The 25013-nt window shown below is 68.2% G+C and carries 27 protein-coding genes and 1 tRNA gene; 17 read left to right on the top strand and 11 right to left on the bottom strand.

From position 1 onward, the window contains the following. Positions 1-47: 47 nt before the first annotated feature. Positions 48-1379, top strand: a complete 1332-nt coding sequence (locus tag M4578_RS04825; RefSeq protein ID WP_258092307.1) for an HlyC/CorC family transporter — start codon at positions 48-50, stop codon at positions 1377-1379. Positions 1380-1383: 4 nt separating this feature from the next. On the opposite strand, the gene M4578_RS04820 is transcribed toward M4578_RS04825, so the two are convergent. Further along, the gene (locus M4578_RS04820; RefSeq protein ID WP_258092306.1) at positions 1384-1617 is read right to left on the bottom strand and encodes a hypothetical protein; all 234 of its coding nucleotides are present in this window, start codon (positions 1615-1617) and stop codon (positions 1384-1386) included. 128 nt (positions 1618-1745) lie between these two features. Between M4578_RS04820 and M4578_RS04815 the strand changes: the two genes are divergently transcribed. Beyond that, positions 1746-2351 carry a nucleotidyltransferase family protein gene (locus M4578_RS04815; protein ID WP_258092305.1) on the top strand — a complete coding sequence of 202 codons (606 nt, stop codon included), beginning with the start codon at positions 1746-1748 and terminating at the stop codon, positions 2349-2351. 93 nt (positions 2352-2444) lie between these two features. On the opposite strand, the gene M4578_RS04810 is transcribed toward M4578_RS04815, so the two are convergent. The 4 genes from M4578_RS04810 to M4578_RS04795 all read right to left on the bottom strand — a co-directional run bounded on the left by M4578_RS04810 (position 2445) and on the right by M4578_RS04795 (position 6694). Continuing rightward, a complete protein-coding gene (locus tag M4578_RS04810) occupies positions 2445-3716 on the bottom strand; it encodes a glycerate kinase type-2 family protein (RefSeq protein ID WP_258092304.1) in 1272 nt (423 codons plus the stop codon). A 24-nt stretch (positions 3717-3740) separates the two neighbouring features. Next, positions 3741-5459 carry a CoA-binding protein gene (locus M4578_RS04805; protein WP_258092303.1) on the bottom strand — a complete coding sequence of 573 codons (1719 nt, stop codon included), beginning with the start codon at positions 5457-5459 and terminating at the stop codon, positions 3741-3743. A 153-nt stretch (positions 5460-5612) separates the two neighbouring features. After that, on the bottom strand, positions 5613-6062 hold the full coding sequence (locus tag M4578_RS04800; protein WP_258092302.1) for a lipocalin: 450 nt from the start codon (positions 6060-6062) through the stop codon (positions 5613-5615). After that, complete coding sequence (locus M4578_RS04795) at positions 6059-6694, bottom strand: SGNH/GDSL hydrolase family protein (RefSeq protein ID WP_258092301.1); 636 nt, start codon at positions 6692-6694, stop codon at positions 6059-6061. The genes M4578_RS04800 and M4578_RS04795 overlap by 4 nt, the downstream gene beginning before the upstream one ends. Before the next feature lie 164 nt (positions 6695-6858). On the opposite strand from M4578_RS04795, the gene M4578_RS04790 reads away from it, so the two are divergent. Continuing rightward, the gene (locus M4578_RS04790; RefSeq protein ID WP_258092300.1) at positions 6859-7092 is read left to right on the top strand and encodes a hypothetical protein; all 234 of its coding nucleotides are present in this window, start codon (positions 6859-6861) and stop codon (positions 7090-7092) included. A gap of 4 nt (positions 7093-7096) precedes the next feature. Here the strand turns inward: M4578_RS04790 and M4578_RS04785 are convergent, their stop codons facing one another. Together M4578_RS04785 and M4578_RS04780 are read right to left on the bottom strand one after the other, a co-directional pair. Further along, on the bottom strand, positions 7097-7813 hold the full coding sequence (locus tag M4578_RS04785; RefSeq protein WP_258092299.1) for an RlmE family RNA methyltransferase: 717 nt from the start codon (positions 7811-7813) through the stop codon (positions 7097-7099). 66 nt (positions 7814-7879) lie between these two features. Further along, positions 7880-8788 (bottom strand): AAA family ATPase, encoded by a 909-nt coding sequence (locus M4578_RS04780; protein ID WP_258092298.1) that lies wholly within the window; start codon positions 8786-8788, stop codon positions 7880-7882. A 240-nt stretch (positions 8789-9028) separates the two neighbouring features. Here M4578_RS04780 and M4578_RS04775 point away from each other — a divergent pair, with 240 nt between their 5' ends. The 6 genes from M4578_RS04775 to M4578_RS04750 all read left to right on the top strand — a co-directional run bounded on the left by M4578_RS04775 (position 9029) and on the right by M4578_RS04750 (position 15898). Further along, entirely contained in the window at positions 9029-10054 is a 1026-nt protein-coding gene (locus tag M4578_RS04775) for a glycosyltransferase family 2 protein (RefSeq protein ID WP_258092297.1), read from the top strand. Next, positions 10051-10686, top strand: coding sequence for a sulfotransferase family protein (locus M4578_RS04770; protein WP_258092296.1), 636 nt, complete (start codon positions 10051-10053; stop codon positions 10684-10686). The genes M4578_RS04775 and M4578_RS04770 overlap by 4 nt, the downstream gene beginning before the upstream one ends. Then, the gene (locus tag M4578_RS04765) at positions 10683-13070 is read left to right on the top strand and encodes a glycosyltransferase family 2 protein (RefSeq protein ID WP_258092295.1); all 2388 of its coding nucleotides are present in this window, start codon (positions 10683-10685) and stop codon (positions 13068-13070) included. The genes M4578_RS04770 and M4578_RS04765 overlap by 4 nt, the downstream gene beginning before the upstream one ends. 4 nt (positions 13071-13074) lie before the next feature. Further along, entirely contained in the window at positions 13075-13770 is a 696-nt protein-coding gene (locus M4578_RS04760; protein ID WP_258092294.1) for an FkbM family methyltransferase, read from the top strand. Positions 13771-13774: 4 nt separating this feature from the next. Next, positions 13775-14845, top strand: coding sequence for a glycosyltransferase family 2 protein (locus tag M4578_RS04755; RefSeq protein ID WP_258092293.1), 1071 nt, complete (start codon positions 13775-13777; stop codon positions 14843-14845). Positions 14846-14965: 120 nt separating this feature from the next. Further along, positions 14966-15898, top strand: a complete 933-nt coding sequence (locus tag M4578_RS04750) for a phosphoadenosine phosphosulfate reductase (protein ID WP_258092292.1) — start codon at positions 14966-14968, stop codon at positions 15896-15898. A 9-nt stretch (positions 15899-15907) separates the two neighbouring features. Here M4578_RS04750 and M4578_RS04745 read toward each other — a convergent pair whose 3' ends face one another. Both M4578_RS04745 and M4578_RS04740 read right to left on the bottom strand, forming a co-directional pair. Beyond that, entirely contained in the window at positions 15908-16675 is a 768-nt protein-coding gene (locus M4578_RS04745) for a GNAT family N-acetyltransferase (RefSeq protein WP_258092291.1), read from the bottom strand. 10 nt (positions 16676-16685) lie between these two features. Further along, positions 16686-17138 carry an outer membrane protein assembly factor BamE gene (locus M4578_RS04740; protein ID WP_258092290.1) on the bottom strand — a complete coding sequence of 151 codons (453 nt, stop codon included), beginning with the start codon at positions 17136-17138 and terminating at the stop codon, positions 16686-16688. 96 nt (positions 17139-17234) lie between these two features. Between M4578_RS04740 and M4578_RS04735 the strand changes: the two genes are divergently transcribed. The 8 genes from M4578_RS04735 to M4578_RS04700 all read left to right on the top strand — a co-directional run bounded on the left by M4578_RS04735 (position 17235) and on the right by M4578_RS04700 (position 23250). After that, positions 17235-17813, top strand: coding sequence for a YceD family protein (locus tag M4578_RS04735; RefSeq protein ID WP_258092289.1), 579 nt, complete (start codon positions 17235-17237; stop codon positions 17811-17813). Positions 17814-17982: 169 nt separating this feature from the next. After that, positions 17983-18189 carry a 50S ribosomal protein L32 gene (gene rpmF, locus M4578_RS04730; protein ID WP_258092288.1) on the top strand — a complete coding sequence of 69 codons (207 nt, stop codon included), beginning with the start codon at positions 17983-17985 and terminating at the stop codon, positions 18187-18189. 24 nt (positions 18190-18213) lie between these two features. Next, positions 18214-19332: a phosphate acyltransferase PlsX gene (plsX, locus tag M4578_RS04725; protein ID WP_258092287.1), complete on the top strand. Its 1119-nt coding sequence runs from the start codon at positions 18214-18216 to the stop codon at positions 19330-19332. Further along, complete coding sequence (locus M4578_RS04720; RefSeq protein WP_258092286.1) at positions 19329-20300, top strand: beta-ketoacyl-ACP synthase III; 972 nt, start codon at positions 19329-19331, stop codon at positions 20298-20300. The genes plsX and M4578_RS04720 overlap by 4 nt, the downstream gene beginning before the upstream one ends. A gap of 107 nt (positions 20301-20407) precedes the next feature. Then, positions 20408-20710 (top strand): integration host factor subunit alpha, encoded by a 303-nt coding sequence (gene ihfA, locus M4578_RS04715; protein WP_258092285.1) that lies wholly within the window; start codon positions 20408-20410, stop codon positions 20708-20710. Between the two features lie 6 nt (positions 20711-20716). Beyond that, positions 20717-21901 (top strand): MerR family transcriptional regulator, encoded by a 1185-nt coding sequence (locus M4578_RS04710; RefSeq protein ID WP_258092284.1) that lies wholly within the window; start codon positions 20717-20719, stop codon positions 21899-21901. Between the two features lie 77 nt (positions 21902-21978). Then, positions 21979-22055: transfer RNA gene (locus M4578_RS04705), tRNA-Pro, on the top strand. A 118-nt stretch (positions 22056-22173) separates the two neighbouring features. Next, positions 22174-23250, top strand: a complete 1077-nt coding sequence (locus M4578_RS04700) for a 2'-deoxycytidine 5'-triphosphate deaminase (protein ID WP_258092283.1) — start codon at positions 22174-22176, stop codon at positions 23248-23250. Positions 23251-23334: 84 nt separating this feature from the next. On the opposite strand, the gene M4578_RS04695 is transcribed toward M4578_RS04700, so the two are convergent. Next, the gene (locus tag M4578_RS04695) at positions 23335-24675 is read right to left on the bottom strand and encodes a GGDEF domain-containing protein (RefSeq protein WP_258092282.1); all 1341 of its coding nucleotides are present in this window, start codon (positions 24673-24675) and stop codon (positions 23335-23337) included. Positions 24676-24775: 100 nt separating this feature from the next. Continuing rightward, on the bottom strand, positions 24776-24997 hold the full coding sequence (locus tag M4578_RS04690; RefSeq protein WP_258092281.1) for a hypothetical protein: 222 nt from the start codon (positions 24995-24997) through the stop codon (positions 24776-24778). Positions 24998-25013: the final 16 nt, after the last annotated feature.

The following is a 25013-nucleotide window of genomic DNA, read 5'->3' as shown; positions in this document are numbered from 1 at the left end:
CGGCACGCACCCCATAACCACCCGGACACACGGAAAAACACGAGACAATGGACGCCACCGCAACTGCCGCCACCACCGATGCCACGCTCTGGATCACCGCCGGGGCGATCCTGGTGCTGATCCTGCTCTCGGCCTTCTTCTCGGGTTCGGAAACCGCGCTGACCGCCGCCTCGCGCGGCAAGCTGCGCGCCGCGCAGGACCGCGGCTCGAAAGGCGCCGAGACCGCGCTGAAGATCACCGAGGACAACGAGCGGCTCATCGGCTCCGTGCTGCTGGGCAACAACCTCGTCAACATCCTCGCCACCTCGCTGGCCACCGCGCTTTTCACCACGCTTTTCGGCGATAGCGGCGTGGCGCTGGCAACGCTGATCATGACGCTGCTGGTGCTGATCTTCGCCGAGGTGCTGCCCAAGACCTATGCCATCACCAACCCGGAACAGGCGGCCTCGCGCGTGGCCACGCCGATCTCGATGGTGATCCGCGTCTTCGCCCCCGTCGTCGCCGCGATCCGCGCCTTCGTGCGCCTGATGCTGCGCCTCTTCGGAGTGCAGACCGATCCCGACAGCCAGATCCTCGCGGTGCGCGAGGAGATCGCCGGCGCGCTGCAGCTCGGCCATTCCGAAGGCGTGGTCGAGAAGGAAGACCGCGACCGGATCCTCGGCGCGCTCGATCTCGGCGAGCGCACCGTCGAGGAGATCATGCTGCACCGCTCGGGAATCGAGATGATCGACGCCGAAAGCGAGCCCCGCGCCATCCTGCAACAATGCCTGAACAGCAATTACACCCGCTTGCCGGTGTTCAAGGGCGAACCCGAGAACATCATCGGCATGGCCCATGCCAAGGATCTCATGCGCGCCATGTACGAGACCATGGCCAAGGCGGGCGACCGGGGCTTCGAGGCGCTGGACGAGTTCCGCATCGCCGATGTGATGATGAAGCCCTATTTCGTGCCCGACACCACCACGCTGGCCGACCAGATGCGCAACTTCCTGCGCAAGCACACGCATTTTGCGCTGGTGGTGGACGAATACGGCTCGCTCGAAGGGCTGATCACGCTCGAGGACATCCTCGAGGAGATCGTCGGCGAGATCACCGACGAGCACGACCCCGACGCCGAGCATCAGGTCAAGGCCGGGGAGGATGGCTGGTACTGGCTCGACGGTGCCATGACGATCCGCGATCTCAACCGCGCCACCGACTGGTCGCTGCCCGACGACGAGGCCAACACCATCGCCGGGCTGGTGATTCACGAGGCGCAGATGATCCCGACCCCCGGGCAGCGATTCAGCTTCCACGGCTTCCGCTTCGAGGTGATGGAGCGCGAGAACAACCGCATCACCCGGCTGCGGGTCCGGCCGCTGGGCCTCGTCGCGGAGTGAGTGGTCAACCGTCGCAGGCGCAGCCCGGCGCCTTGTGACAGACCTTGTCGCGGCTGATGCAACTGTCCCCGCAGGCCTTGCCCTTCCTACAGAGCTTGCAGCAGGCGGCAGGCTCCACCTGCCCTGTCTGAAGCGCCATGACCCGCTCCCGCAGCCCAAGGGCCGGGCCGGCTCCGGCCTGCATGGGCAGCGGCACCAGGATCAGTGCCGCAAGCAAATTCAGCGTCAGTGTTCGCATCCGTCCCCCTCCCGCTTCCGCGCCACCGTGGCAAAATTGAACAAACGTTAACAAAGCAACAAGCGTCTTTGCCCTAGCGTCATGAAAAAACACGCGCAGGTTGCCGAAACTCGGATATAAGGGCCGCCATGGGAGGAATCGCTGTTCTGATTCCCGCTGCCGGTGCCAGTCGCCGGATGCGCGGGACCGATAAGCTTCTGATGGATGTCGGAGGCTTACCGTTGTTGCGTCGCCAGGCCGAATGCGCGCTTGCCGCCGCGGATCACGTCACCGTCGCCCTGCCGGGCCACCAGCACCCGCGCGCGCAGGCGCTGCGCGGCCTGCCGGTGCAGGTCGTCGAGGTGCCCGATGCCGACCTGGGCATGTCCTCGTCGCTGCGGCGCGGGGTGGGCTTTCTGCCGCCGGGACTCGACGGGGTGATGATCCTGCCCGCGGACATGCCCGAGATCACCTCCGAGGACATCGCCAGCGTCATCGCCGCGTTCCGGTCGGTCCCGCGCCCGACGATCCAGCAGGCCACCGCCGAGGACGGCACGCCGGGCCATCCGGTGCTGTTCCCCGCCGATTGCTTCTCGGCGCTGCTGACGCTCAGCGGCGATATGGGGGCAAAGGCGATCCTGGCCGCCAATGCGCATCGGGTGCGCCATGCGCCGCTGCCGGGACGCCGCGCCCTGACCGATCTCGACACCCCCGAAGCCTGGCGCGACTGGGAGGCGGCGCAGGCGGCGGTCTGAGGTAGGGTGGGCAATTTGCCCACCTTTCCCCGAAGGGTTCTCGAAATCGGCCCTGGTTCGGCGGGTCCGGAAGACCCGCCGCTTCCCGGGGTCTCACCTTTCCGGCGTGATCAGGATCGCCCGGAAATCGTTGACATTCGTCCCCGTCGGCCCTGGCACGAACAGCGCCTCCAGCCGGTCGAAGGCGCTCCAGGCGTCATTGCGGGAGAGCGCCGTCATCGCATCCTCCCCCCCCGACCGCAGCCGCGCCGCCATGGCGCCATCGGCAAAGGCTCCGGCATTGTCTTCGGTGCCGTCGATCCCGTCCGTATCCGCCGCCAGAGCCGAAATCCCCGCCACCCCGTCGATCGCATGCACGAAGGCCAGCAGGAACTCGGTGTTGCGCCCGCCGCGCCCGCCCGCGCCGCGCAGCGTCACCGTGGTCTCGCCGCCCGAGAGCAGCACCACCGGCGCCGCAAAGGGCCGCCCCCGCGCCACCACCTCGCGGGCGATGGCCGCATGCACCAGACCGACATCGCGTGCCTCGCCCTCGATGGCGTCCGATAGGATCGCCGCAGGCACGCCCGCCGCCTCGGCCGCGCGCGCCGCCGCCTCCAAGGACAGCCGCGCCGAGGCCACCACATGCACCTCGTTGCCCGCGAAACGGGGGTCCTCCGGCGCCGGCGCGGCAGAGGCGGCGCTGCGTATATGCGCCAACACCCGCTCGGGCAGCGCGATGTTCCAGGCGTCGATCATCCCCAGCGCCGCCGCCGCATCGACCGAATCCGGCACCGTGGGCCCCGAAGCGACCTGCGCCGGATCGTCCCCCGGCACGTCCGAGACGATCAGGCTCACGACCTTGGCCGGCGCACAGGCCGCCGCGAGCCGCCCGCCCTTGATCCGGCTGGCGTGTTTGCGGATCGCATTCATCACCCCGATCGGCGCCCCCGAGGCCAGCAGCGCGGTGTTCAGCGCCTGCTCGTCCTCCAGCGTCAGCCCCTCGGGCGGGGCCGGCAGCAGGGCCGAACCGCCGCCGCAGACCAGCGCCACCACCAGATCCTCCTCGGTCAGCCCCGACACCGCGTCGAACAGCGCCGCACTGGCCTCCAGACCCGCCGCGTCGGGCACCGGATGCGCGGCCTCCATCACCCGCAGCGAGCGGCAGGGCGTTGCGTAGCCGTAGCGCGTCACCACCACCCCCTCGACCGGGCCGTCCCAGAGCCGTTCGAACGCGGCCGCAAGCTGCGCCGCCCCCTTGCCGAGCCCGATCACCACCGTGCGCCCCCGGGGCCGCGCCGGCAGGGCCGAGCGCAACGCCAGCTCGGGGTCGGCAGCTGCGACCGCGGCCTCAAAAAGCCCGGTCAGAAAGGCCCGTTCATCCTGCATTCCGCCTGTCCTTTGTCTGCGTCCTCAGCCGCCCGCCGCGCGAATGCGCAACCCGCTGGCCAGTGCCCGGCCGCGCGAGCCCGGGCGGAACCCGAGCTCCAGCTCGGCCACCGTCCCTTTCTGGGCGATGACGTAATCCTGCACCGAGAGCAGCGCGGGAACAACCGCCGCCACATCCTCCTCCGAGAGCGGCAGCCCGGACAGCAGCGTCCGGGCCTCCTCGCGGCGCAGCGGCAGCAGGCCCGAGACCTGCGTCGCCCCCATGCGGAAGGTCAGCACATAGCCATAGGCCGCGTCGGCGGAGAGGTGCAGCGCCAGCGCCGGGCCCTCCGGCTCCGTCCCCGGCGGCAAAAGCTCGAGCCCCTGCGCCGCAAGCGTGGCAGCCGCCTGCGCCGGATCGGGCGCCGGCAGGCCGGCCCCGGCGCCCTGCGCCGGCATGAAGAGCGGCGCCGGACGCCGCAGCGGCCCGCCAAGCGCGACGCAGGCGGCCAGCGCCTCGAGCGCCGCCGAAAGCCCGGCCAGCGGAATCAGCCTCTGCCCCATGAGCGCCTCGGCCCGCGCTTCGGGCAGGCCCTCGGGCAGGGTCGAGATCATGGCCAGCGGCATGCCCACCCGCGCCCGCGCCGCCGCAGCGGCCTCGGCCACGCGCTGCCAGGTCTCGTCATCGCAGCGGTCCTCGCGCGGGCAGTCGAGCACCGCAAGCGTCAGCACCGCGCCGCCCGACATCACCTCGGCAAAGATCCGCGCCATGCGCGGCGCCGGGCGGCCCACGGCGGCGCTGCAATCGAGCGGATTCTCCAGCGCCACGCCCGGACCCAGATCGTCGGCAAGCGCGCGGCGCTGGGCTTCGGAAAACGGCGGAAAGCGCAGCCCCTGCGCGGCGGCCAGATCGCGCACAAGCTGCGCCGTGCCGGTCGAGCAGGACAGCGCCGCCAGCGCATTCGCCGGCAGCGCGCCCATCACATGCAGGATCTTCAGCGCCTCGAGCAGCGCCTCGGGGCTGCGGACCCGCGCCATACCAGCGCGCGCGATCAGCGCCGCCGCCCCCGGCTCTTCGCCGGCGCGCAGCACGATCACCGGTTTGCCCAGCCGTTCCGCCACCTGCGCCAGCGCCAGAAACGCCTCCGGATCGCCCAGATCCTCGGCCTGAAGCCCCAGCGCAGTGATCCGGTCGTCCTGAAGCAGCGCCGCACCCAGACGCGCCATGCCGGTCTGCGCCGGCCCCGGCGCGGCCACCGCCACACAGGCGATCGGCAGCCCCCGGCGCTGCATCGACAGGCTTTGCGCGAGACTGGCACTGCGCGCCAGCAGCGCCACGCCGCGTTTCACCGGGCGCAGCCCCAACGGGCCCTCCCAGATCGCGGCGCGCTCCATAGCGCTCACGAAGCCGTGGCAGCCGGGGCCCAAGAGCAGCATCCGCCCCGCCGCTTCGGCCAGCGCGGCCGGATCGGCCATGCCCTGGCACAGCGCCGCCCCGGCGCCCCTGCGCGCCAGCGCCGCAACCGCCGTGACCGCCTCCGCGCCGTCGAGACAGACAAACCCCACATCCGGCGGCGCCGGCAGGCGCTCGATGGATTCGAAGGCGCGCACCCCGTCCACGGCGCTTTCGCCGGGCACCACCGGCCAGATGTCCCAGACAAAGCCCATCGCGCGCAAATTCGCGATCACACCCGAGCACCAGGCCGCGGCCCCGATCAAAGCGATCGAGCGCGGTTTGAAAAGCCGTGAAAAGTCTCGCGTCATTCGGTCTTTTTCATGTTCCCGGGCACCTCTCCCCGCGCCCTGGGGACAAGTTTTGCGTGAAGGCGCAGTCGGTTGCGAGCGTTTTTCGCGTGCTGACGCAAGGGAATGCCCGGGCTGCCGCATAATTCATCGCAAGACGGCGACAGGCCGGGGTCAGTCGCCCGCCATCCGGCGCAGATCATAGCCGTACCATGCGAGAATCTCCCGCGCGGCGCGCAGCCGCTCTCCGGGGGAGCCGCGCCGATCCATGATCCAGACCCGCGCGCCACCGGGATCGCCCAGAGCTGCCGTCCGGTCATCGGCATCGAGCCAATGTACCCAGAGCGGCTGGCCCGCCACCTCGAAGCGCCCGGCCCCGTGCCCCGTCATCGGCAGCACGACACCGTCCAGCGCCATGGCGCTGTCGGAAAACCGCAGCCGCGTTCCGGGTGCGAGCCCGGCGCCCTGCACCACCACCCAGTCGCCCCGCAGCCGCGCGGCACTGGCATCGGCCTGGCTGGCGACGGGCGCGGTGGGGTTGCGCAGGGGAATCGTCACCTCGGGCAGCGCCGGCACCTTGGCGCAGGCCCCGAGCAGTAGCACAAGCGCCAGCCGCCGCCTCACCGCAACCTGTCCAGCGCAGTGCGCGCGGCCTCTGCCATGATCGCGCCGAACGCCTCGTGCCCGGCGGCCTCCCAATGCACCCCGTCCCCCGCAGAAACCGCGACATGCGCCCCCGCCGCGACAAAATCGCAGCCATGGCGCGCCGCCACCGCCCGCAGATGCGTCTCGAACCCGGCCTGGCGCGCCTCGGCGCCGGCAAAGACATCGCGCAGCGTGCCGGTTTCGCGCAGCGGCGGCGGGCAGACGATCATCTCGCCGCGCGTCACGCCCTCGGCCCGGATCGCCAGCAGCAGCCGCTCGACCGAGCGCGCGATCTCGTAGGCGGTGACGGAGAAGCGTGGTTTGAGATCGTTGGTGCCCAGCATCAGGATCGCCAGATCAATCGGCTTGTGACTGTGAAGAATGGCCGGCAACACCTTGATACCGCTTCTCACTCCACCCTCTACAGGATCGTCGTGCACGGTGGTGCGCCCAGGCAGCCCCTCGGAGATCACCTGATGATCGGGCCCCAGGGCGCGCGCCATGACCTCGGGCCAGCGCTGCGCGCGCGGATGCCGTTCGGACAGCCCCGCCACCCGCATCGGCATGGTGCCATGGGTGTTGCTGTCGCCATAACACAGGATCACGCTCATCGCCGTCCGTCCGCCCCGCTGCTCGTCCGGCATCAGACTGCGGCAGCCGGACGGGCGGCGCAAGAGGCGCGATTTCCCCATTTTCGCTCTATTCCGGCTCTAAGCACGCCGCATTTACCCGATAGCAAGGCTGTTGGGCCATCGTGCCCGGAGGAGGATCACCCATGCGCAGGCAATTGCCCGTCACCGTCACCGCCCTTCGGCGTGTGGCCCCTTCGCCTTCCGCCGCGGAGCGGCCCGGCGCGGCGGCCCCGCGCGCGCGGCTGTTCGATCTGATCCGCCAGCACGACCGGCAAGACGCCAACGATTTTGTCGAGGAACGGGTCGTATCGCCGCATTTCGCACGGGCCTTTCAGGCGCAGGCTGCGGCTTCGTTCCGCCATCCGCCCGCGCTCTGACAGGTTAGCCGCGAAACCCTGTCGCGACCACGAATTTTTCCGAAGAATCCGAACGACTTGCCGGCGGCTTTACATTCGCCACCTTATCGAAGCGTTTCTTGAGCAGCGCCTGAAGCCCCTGCTCGGCGCCGCCCGCCAGCACCTTGGCAACAAAGGTGCCGCCCTCTTCCAGCACGTCGAAAGCCAGCTCCGCCGCCGCCTCGCAAAGCGCGATGATGCGCAGGTGATCGGTCTGCTTGTGCCCGGACGAGGCCGCCGCCATATCCGACATCACCACATCGGCCTTGCCGCCGAGCCACGCCTTGACCTTGTCGTCGGCGCCGTCCTCCATGAAATCGAGCTGGTGAATCTCGGCGCCCGGCACCGGCAGCACCTCTTGCAGATCGACGCCCAGAACATAGCCCTGCGGCTTGTTCTTCTTCTCCCCCAGCGCATTCACCCGGGGCACCGCCACCTGGCACCAGCCGCCCGGCGCACAGCCGAGATCGACCACCCGCGCGCCGGGCTTCAGGAAATGGAACTTCTCGTCCAGCTCCAGAATCTTGAAGGCCGCGCGGCCGCGGAACCCCTCGTCCCTGGCGCGCTTCACATAAGGGTCGTTGAGCTGCCGTTGCAGCCAGCGCGTCGAGCTGAGCTTGCGCCCGCGCGCCGTCTTGACCTTGACCTTCAGGTCGCGCTGCCCGCGCCCGGAGGTGTTTTTTCCCGATGGGGGCTTTGCCATGGCCATGCCGCCTTTCCGCAACTCTTCGGGGTCACATGGCCCCATCGCGGCTATTCTGCAACCAGATCAGCCCGGTTCCAATGACGCTTTCGCCTCTTTCAGCAGCCGCGCGGCCTCCGAGCCCTGAATTTTCGCGATATCGTCCTGATATTTCAGGATCGCGCCCAGCGTGTCCGAAATCACCTCGGGCGACAGATCGACCACATCGAGCGCCAGCAGGCATTTCGCCCAGTCGATGGTCTCGGCAACCCCCGGCTTCTTGAAAATATCCTCGGTGCGCAACGCCTGCACAAAGGCCACGATCTCGCGCGAGAGCTGTTCGGCGACGCCGGGCTCACGGGCGTGCAGGATCTCGACCTCGCGCTCGAAATCCGGGTAATCGACCCAATGATATAGGCAGCGCCGCTTCAGCGCGTCATGCACTTCGCGGGTGCGGTTCGAGGTCAGCACGACAATCGGCGGCTCGGGCGCGGCGATGGTGCCCAGCTCGGGGATCGTCACCTGGAAATCCGAAAGCGCCTCGAGCAGAAACGCCTCGAAAGGTTCGTCGGTGCGGTCCAGCTCGTCGATGAGCAGCACCGGGGCGCCGTTGGCGTCAGGCCGCATCGCCTGCAACAAAGGCCGCTCGACCAGATAATCCGGGCCGAACAGCTCTTTCTGAAGGATCTCGCGGTCGGCATTGCCCTGCGCCTCGGCGGTGCGGATGGCGATCATCTGCGCGGGAAAGTTCCACTCGTAGACCGCGCTTGCCGCGTCCAGCCCCTCGTAACATTGCAGCCGGATCAGCCGTCGCCCCAGCGAGGCGGCCAGCGCCTTGGCGATCTCGGTCTTGCCGACCCCCGCCTCGCCTTCCAGAAACAGCGGCCGGCCGAGCTTGAGCGACAGGAAGACGACGGTGGCCAGCGACCGGCCGCAGACATACCCGGTCTGCGACAGCCGGGTTTGCACCGCGTCGATGGAATTCGGAATTTGCATGGGCCTCTCCTCTTGCCCTCCGGCTTGCCCGCCCGCGCCGCGCCGGTCAATAGCCTGTAAGTCGCAACCTATCATCGGATCGCGCCTGCGCCAGACAGTCCCGACGCCGAGGCAAAGATTGACGGGCCGTAACCGAGATGCGATGATTTGAGGATATGGAACGACCACGGAGGAGCAACCTCCGGGCGCAACAGGCGGACCGGGCAGGCCCATGACGAAGCAGATCGCGGGGGCGCAGACATGCGCATAACCGCCGTTACATGCGTGAAGAACGAGGGGCCCTTCCTGCTGGAATGGATCGCCTTCAACCGCCTGCTGGGCGTGACCGATTTCCTGATCTATTCCAACGATTGCAGCGATGGCACCGACCGGCTGCTCGACGCGCTGGGCGATTACGGCGTGGTGCATCTGCCGAACCCCGCCAAGGGGCGCAATTACCAGATGGAGGCGCTGAAACACGCGGCGAAACAGCCCGTGGTGACCGGGGCCGACTGGGTCTGGGTGGCCGATGTGGACGAGTTCCTCAACGTCCATGTGGGCGATCACACGATCCCAGCGCTGATCGCGGCCTGCGGCACCCCGCAGGCGATTTCGGTGAGCTTCCAGTTCTTCGCCAATGGCGGGATCGAGCGCTATGAGGACCGACCGGTGATCGCGCAGTTTCCCCGGTCGCACAATCCCGATCTGTGGTGCGCGGAAACCGCCATCGAGGTCAAAACGCTCGTGCGCGGGGATTTCCCGCTGCACTATTTCGGTGCGCACCGGCCGTTCTTTCGCGACACGCTCGACAAGGACAGGCGCCCCGCCTGGACAGACGGGTCGGGCCGCCCGGTGCCGCACAAGTTTCTGGTCGCCGCCAATCCGCGCCGGATCCGCAAGTTTCCCGCCGCCGGCGCCCGCCGCTTCGCCACGCTGAACCATTATGCGCTGCGCTCGCTCGACAGCTATCTGGTCAAGAACGACCGTGGCGACGTGAACCGCGAGGGGCGCGTCTTCGACGACACCTATTGGCGCGAACGCAACGACCCGGCCTGGGAGGACCGCTCGATCCAGCGGCACCTGCCGGCCCTGACCGCCGCGCTGGCCAAGATGAAGCGGGGCGAGATCGGCGCGCTGCACGCGGACTCGGTGCGGCGGCATCGCGACAAGCTGGCGGCGCTGCTCGAACAGCCCGCCTATGCCGAGATGCGCGCGCATCTCGCCGCGCTGCCGCCCTACCCGCCCGGAGAGCTGGAACTGCGGCAGGAGCTGGGGCTGGCGTCATGAGCCTGCGCGTCATCAATCTCGGACTGCCCAAGACCGGCACCACGACGCTGGGCGTGGCACTGGAACATGCCGGGCTGCGGGTGGCCGATTACCGGCTGCGGCGGCGCTCCTGTCCCGACAAGACGATTGCCGGGAGCTTTGTCGCGCGTCATCTCTACGACGGCTATTTCGCGACGGGCGATCCGCTGGAGCGGCTCGGCGCCTTCGACGCGCTGACCGAACTCTCGGTGCTGAACAAGACGCTCTGCCTCTGGCCGCAGACGGATTTCGGTCTCATCGAGGCGCTGCGCCAACGGCATCCCGAACTGCGGTTCGTCGCCTCCTGGCGCGACCCCGAGGCCACCGCCCATTCCATGCTGCGCTGGTCCGATCTGGGCACCGACCGGCTGCCGCGCGGCAATATCCCCGGCCTTCCCCGCGGCTATGGCGAGACGCGGCTGGAACGCATGCAATGGATCGCCGCGCATTACGCCTTTCTCCGGCGGATCTTCGAGGGCGACCCCCGGTTTCTGGAATACGACACCGCCGATCCCGAGGCGCCGCGGCGCCTCTCGGCGCATCTGGGGATCGAGATCCCCTGGTGGGGCAAGGCCAACGAGAACAAGGCAATGCCCGCGAAAGGTCTGGCATGAAGATCCATGTGCATATCGGGCCCGACGGGCCGTCCTCGGACCGGCTGCAACGGGTGCTGAATGCCAAGCGCGAGCAGTTGCGCGGCAAGGGCGTGCTGTATCCGCGCGCGCCCGGCGCAAAGAACCACACCCGGCTTTTCATGGCGGTCTCCGATCCGGCGGCGGTGGATTCCCTGCGCTTCAACCGTGGCTTCATCGCTCCGGCAAAGCAGGCCGCGCTGCGCGACGAGTTGCTGCGGCAATTGACGCAGGAAGTGGCGCAGGCGCAGCCCGATACGCTGATCCTGTCGGCGCATCAGCTTGGCTCTTCTTTGTCTTCTTTCAGCGAATTCAAGCGACTGAAGTCTCTTCTTTCACCTCTGTCTGAAGACATCGCCATCGTCGCCCATCTCGACGATCCCGCACGGATGCTGCTTCGCCGCTATGCCGCGCAGCTCATGGAGGGGCGCCGCGCCTCGCTGGCGCAAGAGCTGGGAATCCTCGCGCAGCCGGACTGGTGGCAGGCCGCACTGGCCACCCGGCCTGCGCCCGACCCTCTGCTGGGGCAGTTCGGCGAGATCCAGGGCGCACCCTTCTGGCTGGATTTCAGGCGGTTACAGACGGAATGGGAGGCGGCTTTCGGCGCGGGGGCTGTGGTGTTCCGCAGTCTCGACCTGCCCCGTCTCTACAGCGAAGAGGCCACCGACGTGCTGCGGGCCGCCTTCGGGATCCGCGAAAACATCGGCAAGGCCGACGCCGAAACCCCGCCACAGGCGCCCTCTGCGGCCTGGTTGGCGCGCTGCCGGCAGATGAATGACGTGATCCTGCGGCTTCTGGCGCAGCGCAAGGCCATCGTGCCGCGCCCGCTCTGGCGCAAGTTTCTCGGCGAGATCAAGATTCAGGGCGCGCCCATCGACCCCGGCAGCCTGAGCGCGGTCTCCGAACGCTTCGCGGCCGATCTCGCCGCGCTGGCCGAAACCCATCCCGGGCTCGACCCGGCGCGGCTCGCCCCCGACGCCCCGGCCCCCGGCTGGCAAGACGCCGATCCCGGACAGGGGTTCCGCGCGACGCAATATCTGATGGCCTTCCGCTGGCGCATCGCCCAGGCCACCAAGGAAGAGATGGCGGCCAAGGCCGCCGATCTCGCCTCTCTGCCCGCCGCCAGCTCTACGCCGGCACCCGACATTCGGCTCGAAGCCCCCGCGCCCACCGAAACCGATTTATCACCTTCGGCGCGCAAGTATATGCCAGAGCTTGCAAAAAAGAACTTCGAAAAGCTCCGGAGGTCGGCTTTCGCGCCGCATAACAGGCTGGGCAGCGTCAACGAAGAGGCGCTGGCGGCGGCCTATACCCCCATGGAGCCGCGCCGCCTGCCAGACGGCAGCAGCGGCAATGTCATCGTCGGCTGCATGAAGAACGAGGCGCCCTATATCCTGGAATGGGTGGCCTACCACCGCGCCATCGGTATTGATAATTTCCTCATTTATACAAATGGTTGCGAGGACGGGACAACCCAACTTCTCAACCGCCTCGATGAGATTGGGGTATTATCGCACCGCAGTAACGACGATTGGACGGGCAATTCCCCGCAGCAGCACGCGCTCGACAACGCGCTGAAGGAGCCGGTCATCGAGAACGCCGACTGGATCATCCATATCGACGTGGACGAGTTCATAAACGTGCGCTGCGGCAACGGCACGCTGGACGATTTCCTCGCCCGGGTGCCGGACGCGACCAATGTCGCGATGACCTGGCGGCTCTTCGGTCATAACGGGGTTGCGGCGCTTGCGGACCGGTTCGTCATCGACCAGTTCGACACCTGTGCCCCGAAATACTGCCCCAAGCCGCACACGGTCTGGGGCTTCAAGACGATGTTCCGGAACATCGGCGCCTACCGGAAGATTTCTTGCCACCGACCCAACAAGCTTTCGGAGGGGTTCGAGGACAGGGTGAAATGGGTCAACGGCTCGGGCGTCGAGATGACAAGCGAGGTGCTCAGGAACGGCTGGCGCAGCTCGAAGAAGACCATCGGCTACGACCTCTTGCAGCTCAACCACTACGCCCTGCGCAGCGCCGAGAGCTTTCTGATCAAGCGCCAGCGCGGGCGCGCGCTGCATGTGGACCGTTCGATCGGGCTCAACTACTGGATCCGGATGGATTGGTCGGATGTCCGGGACATCACCATCAAGCGCAACATCCCCCGCGTCCGCGCCGAATACGACCGGCTGCTGGCCGATCCGGAACTGAAAGCCTGGCACGACCACGGCCTTGCCTGGCACCGCGCCAAGGCGGAGGAGCTGCACGCCACACCCGAGTTCGAAGACCTCTACCAGCAGGCGCTTGCCCTGCGCCTGACGGAAACCGAGCGGGTGGCCTATGCCCTCGCCCTCGATCTGGAAAGCTGATCCCATGGACGGAAGCGCGCCGAAGAGCCCCTATATCAAGTCGCGCGGGCTGCTGATCCCCAAACACCCGCAGCTCACCACCGGGCGCGTGCGCGGCGCGCTGCGCGAGGGCACCTATGAGCGCAAGGAATGCGACGCGGTCTCGCGCGTGGTGCAGGCCGGCGACACGGTGCTCGAGCTGGGCGGCGGCATCGGCTATATGTCGACGCTGCTGTCGGTCAAGAAGAAGGTCAAGCGCGTGGTAAGCTACGAGGCGAACCCGGCGCTGATCCCCTATATCAAGCGCGTGCACGCGGCCAATGAGGTCGGCAATGTCGAGGTCCGCAACGCGCTGCTGACCGCCGAGGGCGGCGATCCGGTCGATTTCCATGTGCGGGCGAATTTCCTCGGCTCCTCGATGGATCGCGAGGCCGATCCCGCCTCGGTGGTCGAGACGGTGAAGATCGACCGCCACCGGCTCGACACGGTGCTGGCCGAGGTGGCGCCGACCGTGCTGGTCTGCGACATCGAGGGCGCCGAGGCCGAGGTGATCCCCGCGGGCGACTGGTCGTCGCTGCGCTGCGCGGTGATCGAGCTGCACCCGCAATGGATCGGCCAGAGCGGCGTTCAGGCGGTGTTCGACGCCATGCAGCGCGCCGGGCTGACCTATTTCCCCAAAGCCTCCGAGGCCAAGGTCGTCACCTTCAGGAAAGGCTGGTAAACGGTTGACCATCGTCGCGGTTCTTTGCGTCCGGAACGAGGGCGCCTTCCTGCTCGACTGGCTGGCGCATCATCTGGTCTGCGGCATCACCCATGTGGTGGCGCTGTCGAACGATTGCGACGACGGCACCGATGCGCTGCTCGACCGTCTCGCCGAGCTGGGCCATGTCACCCATATCCGCAACGACGGCCCCTACGATCAGGGTGGCATCCAGTTCACCGGGCTGAAGCTGGCCGACAAATGCGGGGCGGTCGCAGCGGCCGACTGGCTGCTGCCGCTCGACGTGGACGAGTTCGTCAATGTGCATGTGGGCGACCGCACCCTGCCCGCGCTGCTCGCCGCGTTGCCCGATGCCGACGCGATCACGCTGACCTGGCGTCTCTTCGGCAATGCCGGCGTGCTGCGCTATCAGGACCGCCCGGTGACCGAGCAGTTTCTCCGCGCCGCGCCGGTGCAGATGTCCTGGCCCTGGCGCGCGGCCATGTTCAAGACGCTCTACCGCAACAGCGGCCTCTACCGGAAGCTGGGCGTTCACCGCCCGCGCAACCCGGATCCCGACCGGGTGGACACCGCGCGCTGGTTCGATGGCGAGGGCCGGGAACTGGATGGGCAGTTCCGCACCCGCCGGATCTTTTCGAACTACGGTCGGTCGAACTATGCGCTGGCGCAGCTCAACCATTACCCGCTGGGCGCGATGGAAAGCTATGTGCTCAAGGCCGACCGCGGCCGGGCAGTGCATTCCGATCATATGCTCGGGCTCGACTATTGGGTCGAGCGCAATTTCAACAGCGTCGAGGACCGCTCGGTTCTGGCGCTCGCGCCCCGGGTGGCCGAGCAGCGGGCCGCGCTGGCCGCCGACCCCCAGCTTGCGGCGCTGCATGATGCGGCGGTGGCCTGGCGCCAGGCCCGGTTCGAGGCGCTGATGCTGCAAGAGCCCTTCCGCGCGCTGCTCGGGCGCCTGATGATGACGCCCCCCAGCCAGCCGCTCTCGCCGCAGGCGGCGCGGCTGCTGCACGGTCACGCCAACCGCGCCCGCAACGCCCAGGCCCAGGCCGCCGGGGCACGGGAAGACTGAGCCCCGGCGCCGGGTCGCGAAAGTTTCCCCGCTTTCTGCACAATTCCGCCCTAAACCCCAGGCATTGTTTCTGGCAATCAAACGTGTGCAAAGCACGGTGTTTCAGGATGGCAGGCGTCAATGCAGGATCAGACAGACCTTTCGACGGTCGATCTCACCGGACTCCCGCGGGGTCAGTGGATCAACGCAATCTCGAAGATCGGCGAGACCGAGGGATTCACCGAACCTCTGGGCAAGCGCCATCACGCGGTGTTCATCGAGCGCGGCGACACCCTGTTGGTGAGCTTCGAATCCCTGCCCGGGATCGAAGCGCTTTCGGACACCGCGACACCGCTGGGCTGGGAGCTTGCCGCGCAAAAGGGCTGGTCTTCGCTGAGCGTGATTTCGGCCCGCGACACCTGGTTCCGCGACGCCCAGGTCTATGGGTTCTTCGATCAATTGCAGGATGACGGGTTCTTCGACGAGTTCGAAACCGTGCTGTTCTACGGCGCCGGCCCCTGCGGCTATGCCGCCGGCGCCTATTCCGTCGCCTCCCCCGGCGCCCGCGTGGTGATGCTGCAACCGCAGGCCACGCTCGATCCGCGCGTCACCGAATGGGACGACCGCTTTACCGAGATGCGCCGCCTGACCTTTACCTCGCGCTACGGCTATGCGCCCGACATGCTGGACGCGGCGCAGCAGGGCTATGTGCTCTACGACCCGCACGAGCGGTTCGACGCCATGCATTCGGCGCTGTTCGAGCGCCGCAACGTGACGCGCTTCCGCCTGCCCTTCATGGGCAGCGCGCTGCAGGGCGATCTGCTCGACCTCGATCTTCTGATCCCGATTCTCGCCGCCGCCGCCGAGGACCGGCTCGATACGCTGAGCTTTGCGCGGATGCTGCGGGCCCGGCGCGATTACGCGCCCTATCTGCGCAAACTTCTGGCCCGGCTCGAAGCCGACAACCGGATGGCGCTGGCAGAGGCGCTTTGCCAGAACGTCACCACCCGGCTCGACGCACCGCGCTTCCGCCGCCGGCTCGAGGCGCTTCGCGCCCCGCGCGAAGCCTCCTGAGCCCAAATCTCAGACCGCGATCGCCCGCAGCGCCCGCGCGCGCGCCGGGGGAATCGCCGCCACCTCGACGCCGGTGAAGACATGCAGCGTGCCCATCTCGCGGTCCACCACCGCGTGGTCGCTGACCCAGCCGCCCATGCCCAGATAGGTGCGCAGCAGCGGGGGAATCAGTTTCATCGCCGCCCGCGCATCCGCCCCCTCGGCCGGAAAGCGCACCCGCTCCGGCGCCTTTTCGCCCACCCGCCAGCGCTCGGGCGCGGCGTGGCGGGCGCGCAGATGGGCAAAGGCCGCGTCATAGCGCGCCGGGTCGGTGCCGTGAAAGCTCGCGCAGCCGAACAGCAGCCCCGCGCCGCCCGAATCCACCAGACCGGTGATCGCACCCCAGGCCAGCCGCAGGATGTCCGGATCGCTGCGGCCCGGACGGATGCAGAACCGCCCCAGTTCCAGCATCGGGCTGTCGAAGGCCGCAAGGCGCGAGAGATCGTAATATTGTCCGGAATAGCTGCCACCGATCTGCGCACCGCTGTCGAGCCAGAGATAGCGGAAGCAGGCCATCGTCAGCCCCTCGCGCGTGTCCTCGACCAGCACATGGCGGCAAAGCGGGTCGAAGGAATCCACGTCGCTGGGGCCGCCAGGGCCGAAAAATGCCAGCCCGCGCAGCGCCTGCGCCGCCGCCAGATCGGCGCCGTCGCGCGCCAGACGCACGCGGTGGCGCCCGCGTTGCAGCAAGACATCCGGCCCCTCCCCCGCGGCGTCGATGCTGTGCCGGGGGTCCATGGTCGCGGTCCTACTGTTCCATGAAATCGGTAAGCGACAGGCTGCCGATATTGCCGAAGAGCTTGCGGATAAAGCTCATCTCGCCATCGCTGGTCCGGGTGATGCGGCGCGACAGCGGCACCACCTGACCGTCTTCGAGCCCGTAGCGCACGATATTATCCACCACGCCGGCATCGTCGAAGGTAATCGCCAAAACCTCGCGGTCCACCACCTCGGGCGCCTTCCAGGCGAATTGCCGCATCTCGGTTTCGATGTAGTAGAACCCGCCCTCGTTCAGCACCCCCGAGGTGGTCGGCACGCCGACCACATCCTCGACGGTGCCGCGGGTATCGACCCCGGGCACGATCTGCTGCAGCTCGTCCTCGGTGGGGGCATAGCCATGCGTGCGATATTGCGCCGTGCAGGCGGTCAGCCCAAGCACGGCCACCAGTGCCGCAATCGCGTGTCGTCCGGGTATTGCCATTGACTGCGCCCCTGCCCCTTTGTCTTGGCCCTTGCGGGTTTCTATCCCGGATTACATAACCAAGCCAAGCCGTTCAAGCAAAGGAAAGGCGGGCCGATGAGCAGATCCGACTCTGCGACGGAAAGACTGCGCGTGGCGGCGCTGCGCAACAACACGCCGACAGCGTTCGATCTGCGCCCCGACGAGACGGCGCGCGCGGCGCTGGCGGACGCGCTGGGGCTGCTGTCGCTGCGCAAGCTGCGGCTGTCGGGAGAGATTCGCCCCGAGGGGCGCGGGTCCTGGCGGCTCGAGGGCATGCTGGGCGCCACGGTGACCCAGCCCTGCGTGGTGACGCTGGCGCCGGTGACCACGCGCATCGACGAACCGGTGGAGCGGCTCTGGCGCCCTGCCGAGGGAATCGCCGCGCCGGCGGAAGGCTCGGAAACCGAGACGCCCGAGGAGGACGCGGAACCGCTGCCCGAGGTGATCGACCTCGGTGCGGTGCTCTCCGAGGCGCTGTCTCTGGCGCTGCCGCTTTATCCCCATAGCGAGGCGGGTGCCGCGGCGGCTGCGGACATGGCCGAGGAGGCCTCGCCCGAGGCCGAAGAGGCACGCCCCAACCCGTTTGCGGCGCTGGCCGGGCTGCGCGACAAGCTGGGCGATGGCGGGGACGGCGGCGAAAACGGCGCGGGCTAGCGTCCGCGCGGCGAAATAGCGCTTGCGGTTTTGCAATAAATACCTATTTTCGCGCCTTCATCGGGATTCCGGGTTGCCACGGCCACCGCCTTGCGACTATGAGGCCGGGCACGCCCGAACGGAACCGGGCAAACAGATGCCCCCTTACGCGAAAGATCGAGGTTGAGACATGGCCGTCCAACAGAACAAAGTATCCAAATCGCGCCGCAACAACCGCCGGGCGCATGACGCTCTCGTTGCCGGCAACCCCAACGAATGCGACAACTGCGGCGAGCTCAAGCGCCCGCACCACGTCTGCCCCTCCTGCGGCCATTACGCTGAGCGCGAAGTCGTCGCCATGGCCGACGAGATCGAGCTGGACGAAGACGCAGCCTGAATGTCCTGAAGGCCCGGGCGCCGCATGAGTTCCTCCGCACAGGATAACCGGTCGGCAAACGGGCCTCTGGTCCTTTCCATCGACGCCATGGGCGGCGATCGCGGCCCGGCAACCATCGTTGCCGGCCTCGATATTTTTGCGCGCCGCAACCGTGGCGCGCGTTTCCTGCTGCACGGCCCCGCCGCGCAGCTCGAACCGCTGGTCCAGAAGAAACGCCGCCTTTCGGACCGTTGCGAGATTCGCGACGCGCAGGGCGTTGTCTCGATGGAGGACAAGCCCAGCCATGTCATGCGCAACGGGCAGGACACCTCGATGTGGTCCACGCTCGATTCGGTGCGCAACGGCGAGGCCACCGTGGCAGTCTCCTGCGGCAATACCGGCGCGCTGATGCTGCTGTCGATGGTGCGGCTGCGCAAGCTGCCGGGCGTCAACCGCCCCGCCATCGCGGTGCTCTGGCCGTCGAAGAACCCGCAGGGGTTCAACGTCATGCTCGACGTCGGTGCTGATATCCGCGCCGACGCGCAGGATCTGCTGAAATACGCGCTCATGGGCGCCTCCTACGCCCGCAACGGGCTCTCGCTCGACCGCCCGCGCATCGGCTTGCTGAACGTGGGCACGGAAGAGCACAAGGGCCGCGCCGAGCTGAAGCAGGCGCATGAGCTGATCGCCGCCCATGCCGAGACCGCCAATTACGAATTCGTCGGCTTTGCCGAGGGCGGCGACATTCCCGGCGACCGCTGCGACGTGATCGTCACCGACGGCTTCACCGGCAATATCGCGCTGAAGACCGGCGAGGGCACCGCCTCGCTGATCGGCCAGTTCCTGCGCGAAGCCTTCGCCTATTCGCCGCTGTCGCGCATCGCCGCGCTGCTGGCACTGACCTCGCTCAAGCGGCTTCAGGCGCGCATCGACCCGCGGCGCAAGAACGGCGGGGTCTTCCTCGGCCTCAACGGCACCGTGGTGAAATCCCATGGCGCCGCCGATGCCACCGGTGTGGCCGCCGCCGTGGAACTCGCCTACGATCTGGCGCAATCAGGGTTCGGCGACCGGCTCGCCGCCCGCATCGCCTCGGCGGCAAGCGCCGCGGAAGACACTGTCGCGGCAAGCGACGCCGAGCAGAAGAAAGACGGAACGGATCCATGACCATACGGGCGCAGGTGGCAGGGGTCGGGCATTATCTGCCCGAGCGCATCGTCCCCAATGCAGAGTTCGAAAAGACGCTGGACACCTCTGACGAGTGGATCCGCTCCCGATCCGGCATCGAACGCCGGCATTTCGCCGCCGAGGGGGAAACCACCTCGGATCTGGCCACCCGCGCCGCGCAGGCGGCCCTGGCCGATGCCGGGCTGACCGTGGCCGACATCGACGCGCTGATCGTCGCCACCTCGACCCCGGATCTCACCTTCCCCTCCGCCGCCACCATGGTGCAGGCGCGGCTCGGGATGGAACACGGCTTTGCCTTCGACGTGCAGGCGGTCTGCGCCGGCTTCGTCTATGCGCTGGCCAATGCCAACGCGCTCATCGTCTCGGGCGCGGCGAAACGCATCATGGTGATCGGCGCCGAGACCTTCTCGCGCATCATGGACTGGACCGACCGCGGCACCTGCGTGCTGTTCGGCGACGGCGCCGGCGCGCTGATCCTCGAGGCCGGCGAAGGCAACGGCACCAAGGACGACCGCGGCGTGCTCTCGGTCGATCTGCATTCCGACGGGCGTTACCGCGAGCTGCTCTATGTGGACGGCGGCGTCAGCACCAATTCCATCGGCTACCTGCGCATGGAGGGCAAGGAGGTGTTCCGCCACGCGGTCGCCAAGCTCGCCGCCACCGCCGAGGCGGCGATGGAGAAGGCCGGCGTCGATTCCTCCGAGATCGACTGGATCGTGCCGCATCAGGCCAATATCCGCATCATCGCGGGCACCGCGAAAAAGCTGGGCCTGCCGATGAGCCAGGTGATCGTCACGGTGCAGGACCACGGCAACACTTCCGCCGCCTCGATCCCGATGGCGCTGTCGGTGGGCAAGGCCGAGGGCCAGATCAAGCCCGGCGATCTGGTCGTGACCGAGGCCATTGGCGGCGGTCTGGCCTGGGGCGCGGTGGTGGTGCGCTGGTAGCGCCTTTTCGCGGCGTTTTCACGCTCTGAATGCGCCGTCGCAAGTGCTTGATATTGACTCGGAAATTCCCCCGCGCCTATGCTGCCTGCAAACCGGGAGGGACGGGTATGAGCGAGAAGACTCTCACACGCATGGATCTGAGCGAAGCGGTGTTCCGCGAGGTCGGGCTGTCGCGCAACGAAAGCGCCGAGCTGGTCGAAGCGGTGCTTCAGCATATGTCCGACGCGCTGGTGCGTGGCGAACAGGTCAAGATTTCGTCCTTCGGCACCTTCTCGGTGCGCGACAAGGCGGCGCGTGTGGGGCGCAACCCCAAGACCGGCGAAGAGGTGCCGATCCAGCCGCGCCGCGTGCTGACCTTCCGGCCCTCGCATCTGATGAAAGAGCGTGTCGCCGCCGGCAACAAAGGATAATCCGCCATGAGCAAGTCCCGCGACGCCTTCCGCACCATCAGCGAAGTGGCGGAGCTGCTGGACACCCCCGCCCATGTGCTGCGGTTCTGGGAAAGCAAGTTCACTCAGGTGAAGCCGGTCAAGCGCGCCGGCGGGCGGCGGTATTACCGCCCCGGCGACATCGGCCTTCTGGCCGGGATCAAGAAGCTGCTGCACGATGACGGGCTGACCATCAAGGGCGTGCAGAAGGTGCTGCGCGAACAGGGGGTGAAACACGTCGCCGGGCTCGCGCCGCTGCCGCTGGACGCGGATGCCGACATGCCCGAGCCCATCGAAGACGCGCCCTATACCGAGGCCGAGCCCGAAAGCGGCACCATCCTGCCCTTCGCTCCGGTCGAGCCAAGCCCCGAGCCGGCGCCCGAACCGGTCGCCGAAACCATCGAGGCAAACCCGCCCATCGGCACCGAGCCCGCTGAGCAGCCGCTCGCCGGAGAAGCGCCGACAGAGCCGGAGCCGATCGCCGAGGCGTCGCCGGACCTGCCGGAAACCCTGGAACCGGAAACCGCCGAAACGCTGGCGCCCGACGCCGACGCTCCGGAAATCGCCCTCGATCTGGCGGAGGCCCCCGCGCCCGATGCCGAGGAGACCTCCGACATCTGGCAGGCCCCGGAGCCTGCCGAAATGGAGATAACCGCTCTCGAAGAGGCCGCGACCGCCCCGGAGGCACCAGAGGAGACGCCTGCCGAGACGGATCACCAGCCCGATCTCTTCGGCACCGAGGCCGCCCCGGAAGAGGCGTCGGAGACCGCAGAGGCGCCCCTGCCCGATTTCCTCAGCTTCTCGCTGGACGAGCGCGCGGCCATGCCCGAAAGCGGCGCCGAAACGGCGCCCGGTCCCGAGCCCGAGGCTATGATCGCCCCCGAATCGGACTCCCTTTCCGATCCCGCCGATCCCGCTCCGGAGCCTGACCCGAGGCCGGACCTGCCGCCCGAGCCTCTCGACGCAGAGGGTTCCGAAGCAGCGGCCGCGCCTGTCCCCGCGCCGATCCCTCCCGTGCCGTCGCTTGACGATCTGCCGCCGCCGCGCCCCGGTGCGCTGGCCTATCTGGCGCGGATCGAACGGCTCACGCCGGCACAGACACAGGCGCTGGCGCCGCATCTGGCCGCGCTGCGGCAATGGATCGACACGCATGGCAAGGGCCGCCGCCTCTGATCGCCGGGCGCGCCCGATTTTCGTGCAAATGGGGGTTGCCCCTGCCGCGAAAACCGCTATGACACAGCTCCACAAGTCGGGCTATGGCGCAGCCTGGTAGCGCGTCCGTCTGGGGGACGGAAGGTCGCAGGTTCGAGTCCTGCTAGCCCGACCAAATTTCCCTCATCCACCGGTCCTTCGGGACACCGCCCTGCGGGGCGATGGATGTGCGTTTTTTGCCTCCCCTTCCGCTGCGCCGCTTGTTAAGGACATCCGAAGCGAAGGAGACAGGCATGACAGGGGTGCTCGCCAGCCAGCAGATCGAGGCGCTGATCGCCTCCGGAGCGATCCTGCCCGCCGCGCCGCCGGCGCCGGGGCAGATCCAGCCCGCCAGCCTCGACCTGAGGCTGGGGACCGAGGCGATCCGCGTGCGCGCTTCCTTTCTCGCGGGCGCCGGGCGCAGCGTTGCCGACCGGCTGGCGGAGTTCGAAATGCACCGGGTCGATCTGACCCGGGGCGCGGTGCTGGAAAAGGGCTGCGTCTATGTGGTGCCGCTGATGGAGCGGCTGGCGCTGCCCGAGGGTCTGACCGCCGTCGCCAATGCCAAGAGCTCGACCGGGCGGCTGGATCTTCTGACCCGTACCATCACCGACGGCGGCACCGAATTCGACCGGGTGAGCGACGGTTATGCCGGCCCGCTTTACGCCGAGATCTGCCCGCGCAGCTTTTCGGTTCTGGCCCGCACCGGGATGCGGCTGAACCAGATCCGGTTTCGCCACGGACAATCGGTGCTGAGCGATGCCGAGCTGTCGGCGCTGCACGCCGCCGAAACGCTGGTGACCGGCGGGCCGGCGGTGATCGGCCAGGGGCTGGGCTTTTCGGTCGATCTGAGGCCGCAGACCGGCACGCTGGTGGGCTGGCGCGCCAAGCCCCATACCGGCGTGATCGACCTCGACAAGATCGGCCATTACGATCCCGCCGAGTTCTGGGACCCGCTGCACAGCGACCGGGGCCAGCTCATCCTCGATCCCGACGCCTTCTATATTCTGGTCAGCCGCGAGGCGGTGCATATTCCACCCGCCTATGCGGCCGAGATGGCGCCCTATATCGCCATGGTCGGCGAGTTCCGGGTGCATTACGCCGGTTTCTTCGACCCGGGCTTCGGCCATGCGGGCGCCGGCGGCACCGGCTCGCGCGGGGTGCTCGAGGTGCGCTGCCACGAGGCGCCCTTTGTGCTCGAGCACGGGCAGGTGGTCGGCCGGCTGGTCTATGAGCGTATGGAGGCGCTGCCCGCGCAGCTTTACGGGGCCGGCATCGCCTCGAACTACCAGGGACAGGGGCTGAAACTGTCGAAACACTTCCGGAGCTGACCGTCCCGATCGCCGGAGCAGCGCCGCGGCGCCTCGCCACCAGCCGCACGATGCCGCTCGCAGCCTGAACCACAGCGGGCGCGGTCACGCCGCCACGGTCAGCACCACGCGGTTGCAGCCCGCGCGCTCGGCCTCGCGCAAGGCTGCCTCGGCGCGTTGCGCCGCCGGTTCCAGCGTGACATCGCCGCGCCGTGCCCGCACCGCTCCGGCGGACAGGGTAAAGGCGGGCAGGCTCTCGGCCCCCTCGCCCGTCAGCCCGGTTCCCAGCGCCCGCAACGCCTCGGCCCGCGCCTCGAGCGCTTCTTGCCCCAGCCCGTTGGTCAGCGCCAACAACGCACCCTCGCCCCAGCGCACCAGCACCTCGTCGGGGCCAAGCGCCGCCGCAACCCGCGCACTGAGCACCCGCAGGATCCGGTCGGTGGTTCCCGCGCCGTGACGGTCGTTCAGTTTTTCCGCATGGTCGAGCCCCAGCATGATGAGCCCGACCGCGTTTTTCGGTCCGAAACCGCGCATGTAGAGTCCGGCCATCTCGGGCGTGTGCAGCCCGGTCAGCGCATCGCGCCGCATCGCCCGGGCAAGGCAGCGGTCGTCGCCGCGCCGGTGCAGGCGCCGCACCTCGGCATTCATCCCGAGATAGAGAATGGCCCCGAGACAGGAAATCGCCGAGATCATCAGCAACGCCATCAGCGTGACCGAGCGCAAGGACCCGGGCACCAGTTTCATGATCAGCGCCTCGCCCAGCAGCCAGCCGATCCAGAGCAGCAGCATGAAGCGCGTGGCCCGGCCAACCGGCGAGGGGCTGACCAGCGCGCGCATCAGCGGGCGCCGCGCGAAGCGCGCCATGCCCGCCGTGCCGAGCGCAAGCAGCATCACGCTGGTCGAGAGCGACATCGCGCCGAAGAACCCCGCATGCCAGTTCAGATAGCCGAACAGCGCAACGAAGGGCGGCAGCAGCGCCAGCAGCGACAGTGCGAAGGAGGTCGTCTGCAACCGCCCGAAGCTCAGATGCCCCAGCGCCAGCAGCACGAAGGAAACGGCCGTGTTCACCCCCATCTCGCCCGTGCCGAGCGACAGCCCCGCGCCATGGGCATAGCGCGCGCCCAGACACACCGCGATCACCAGGGCCCAGAGCCCCGTTTCGGTTCGGCTGGGTCGCCCCAAGGGGCGTTGCAGCAGCATGGCCGAGAAGGCGAGCGCCGTCGCGACGATGGTCGGGATCGAAAACACGCTGCCGCCGGCGGGCGCGTAGAAATTCGGGATCGCGTAGACATGCCCTTCGATCGCGACGATGCAGAGCAGCGCCACGAGGCTCAGACAGGCCCAGCGGACCCAGACGAGCCCGCGCAATCGCGGCGTGCCGTGCCGGTCCACCGGAGCTGTAAAGCTCCGGGAAAAGACGCTGGGCCATTGACGCTGTGCTTGCATGTCTCCACTCCTCACCACCCCCGATCGCACGCCGGAAACGGCGTGCGATGTCAGAGAAGCCTAGAAGCGGAGCATTGATTCTTCGTTAAGAAGCCCGGCGTCAGAAGCGGGTCATGCGGCGCACCATACGCGCCGCCTGCCGGGCGCGGCGCCCGGCCTGGCGCGCGCTCTGGTCCTGCGACCGCTCCGCCTGGCTCATCTCCTCGCGCGTGGCGCGATGGGTCGGGCCGAGGGCCTTGTTCAGCCCGGCATTCACACTGCGATTGACCAGCCGGCGCATCACCATGCGCAGCACCATCGTCACAATCTGGTTCGCATTCATCCGGTTACGCTCCTTC

The organism is Salipiger pentaromativorans (assembly GCF_024721115.1).
GTDB classification, from domain to species: domain Bacteria; phylum Pseudomonadota; class Alphaproteobacteria; order Rhodobacterales; family Rhodobacteraceae; genus Salipiger; species Salipiger pentaromativorans.
Note: the sequence above shows the minus strand (reverse complement) of the source record. Positions and strands in the feature narration are given on the sequence as shown.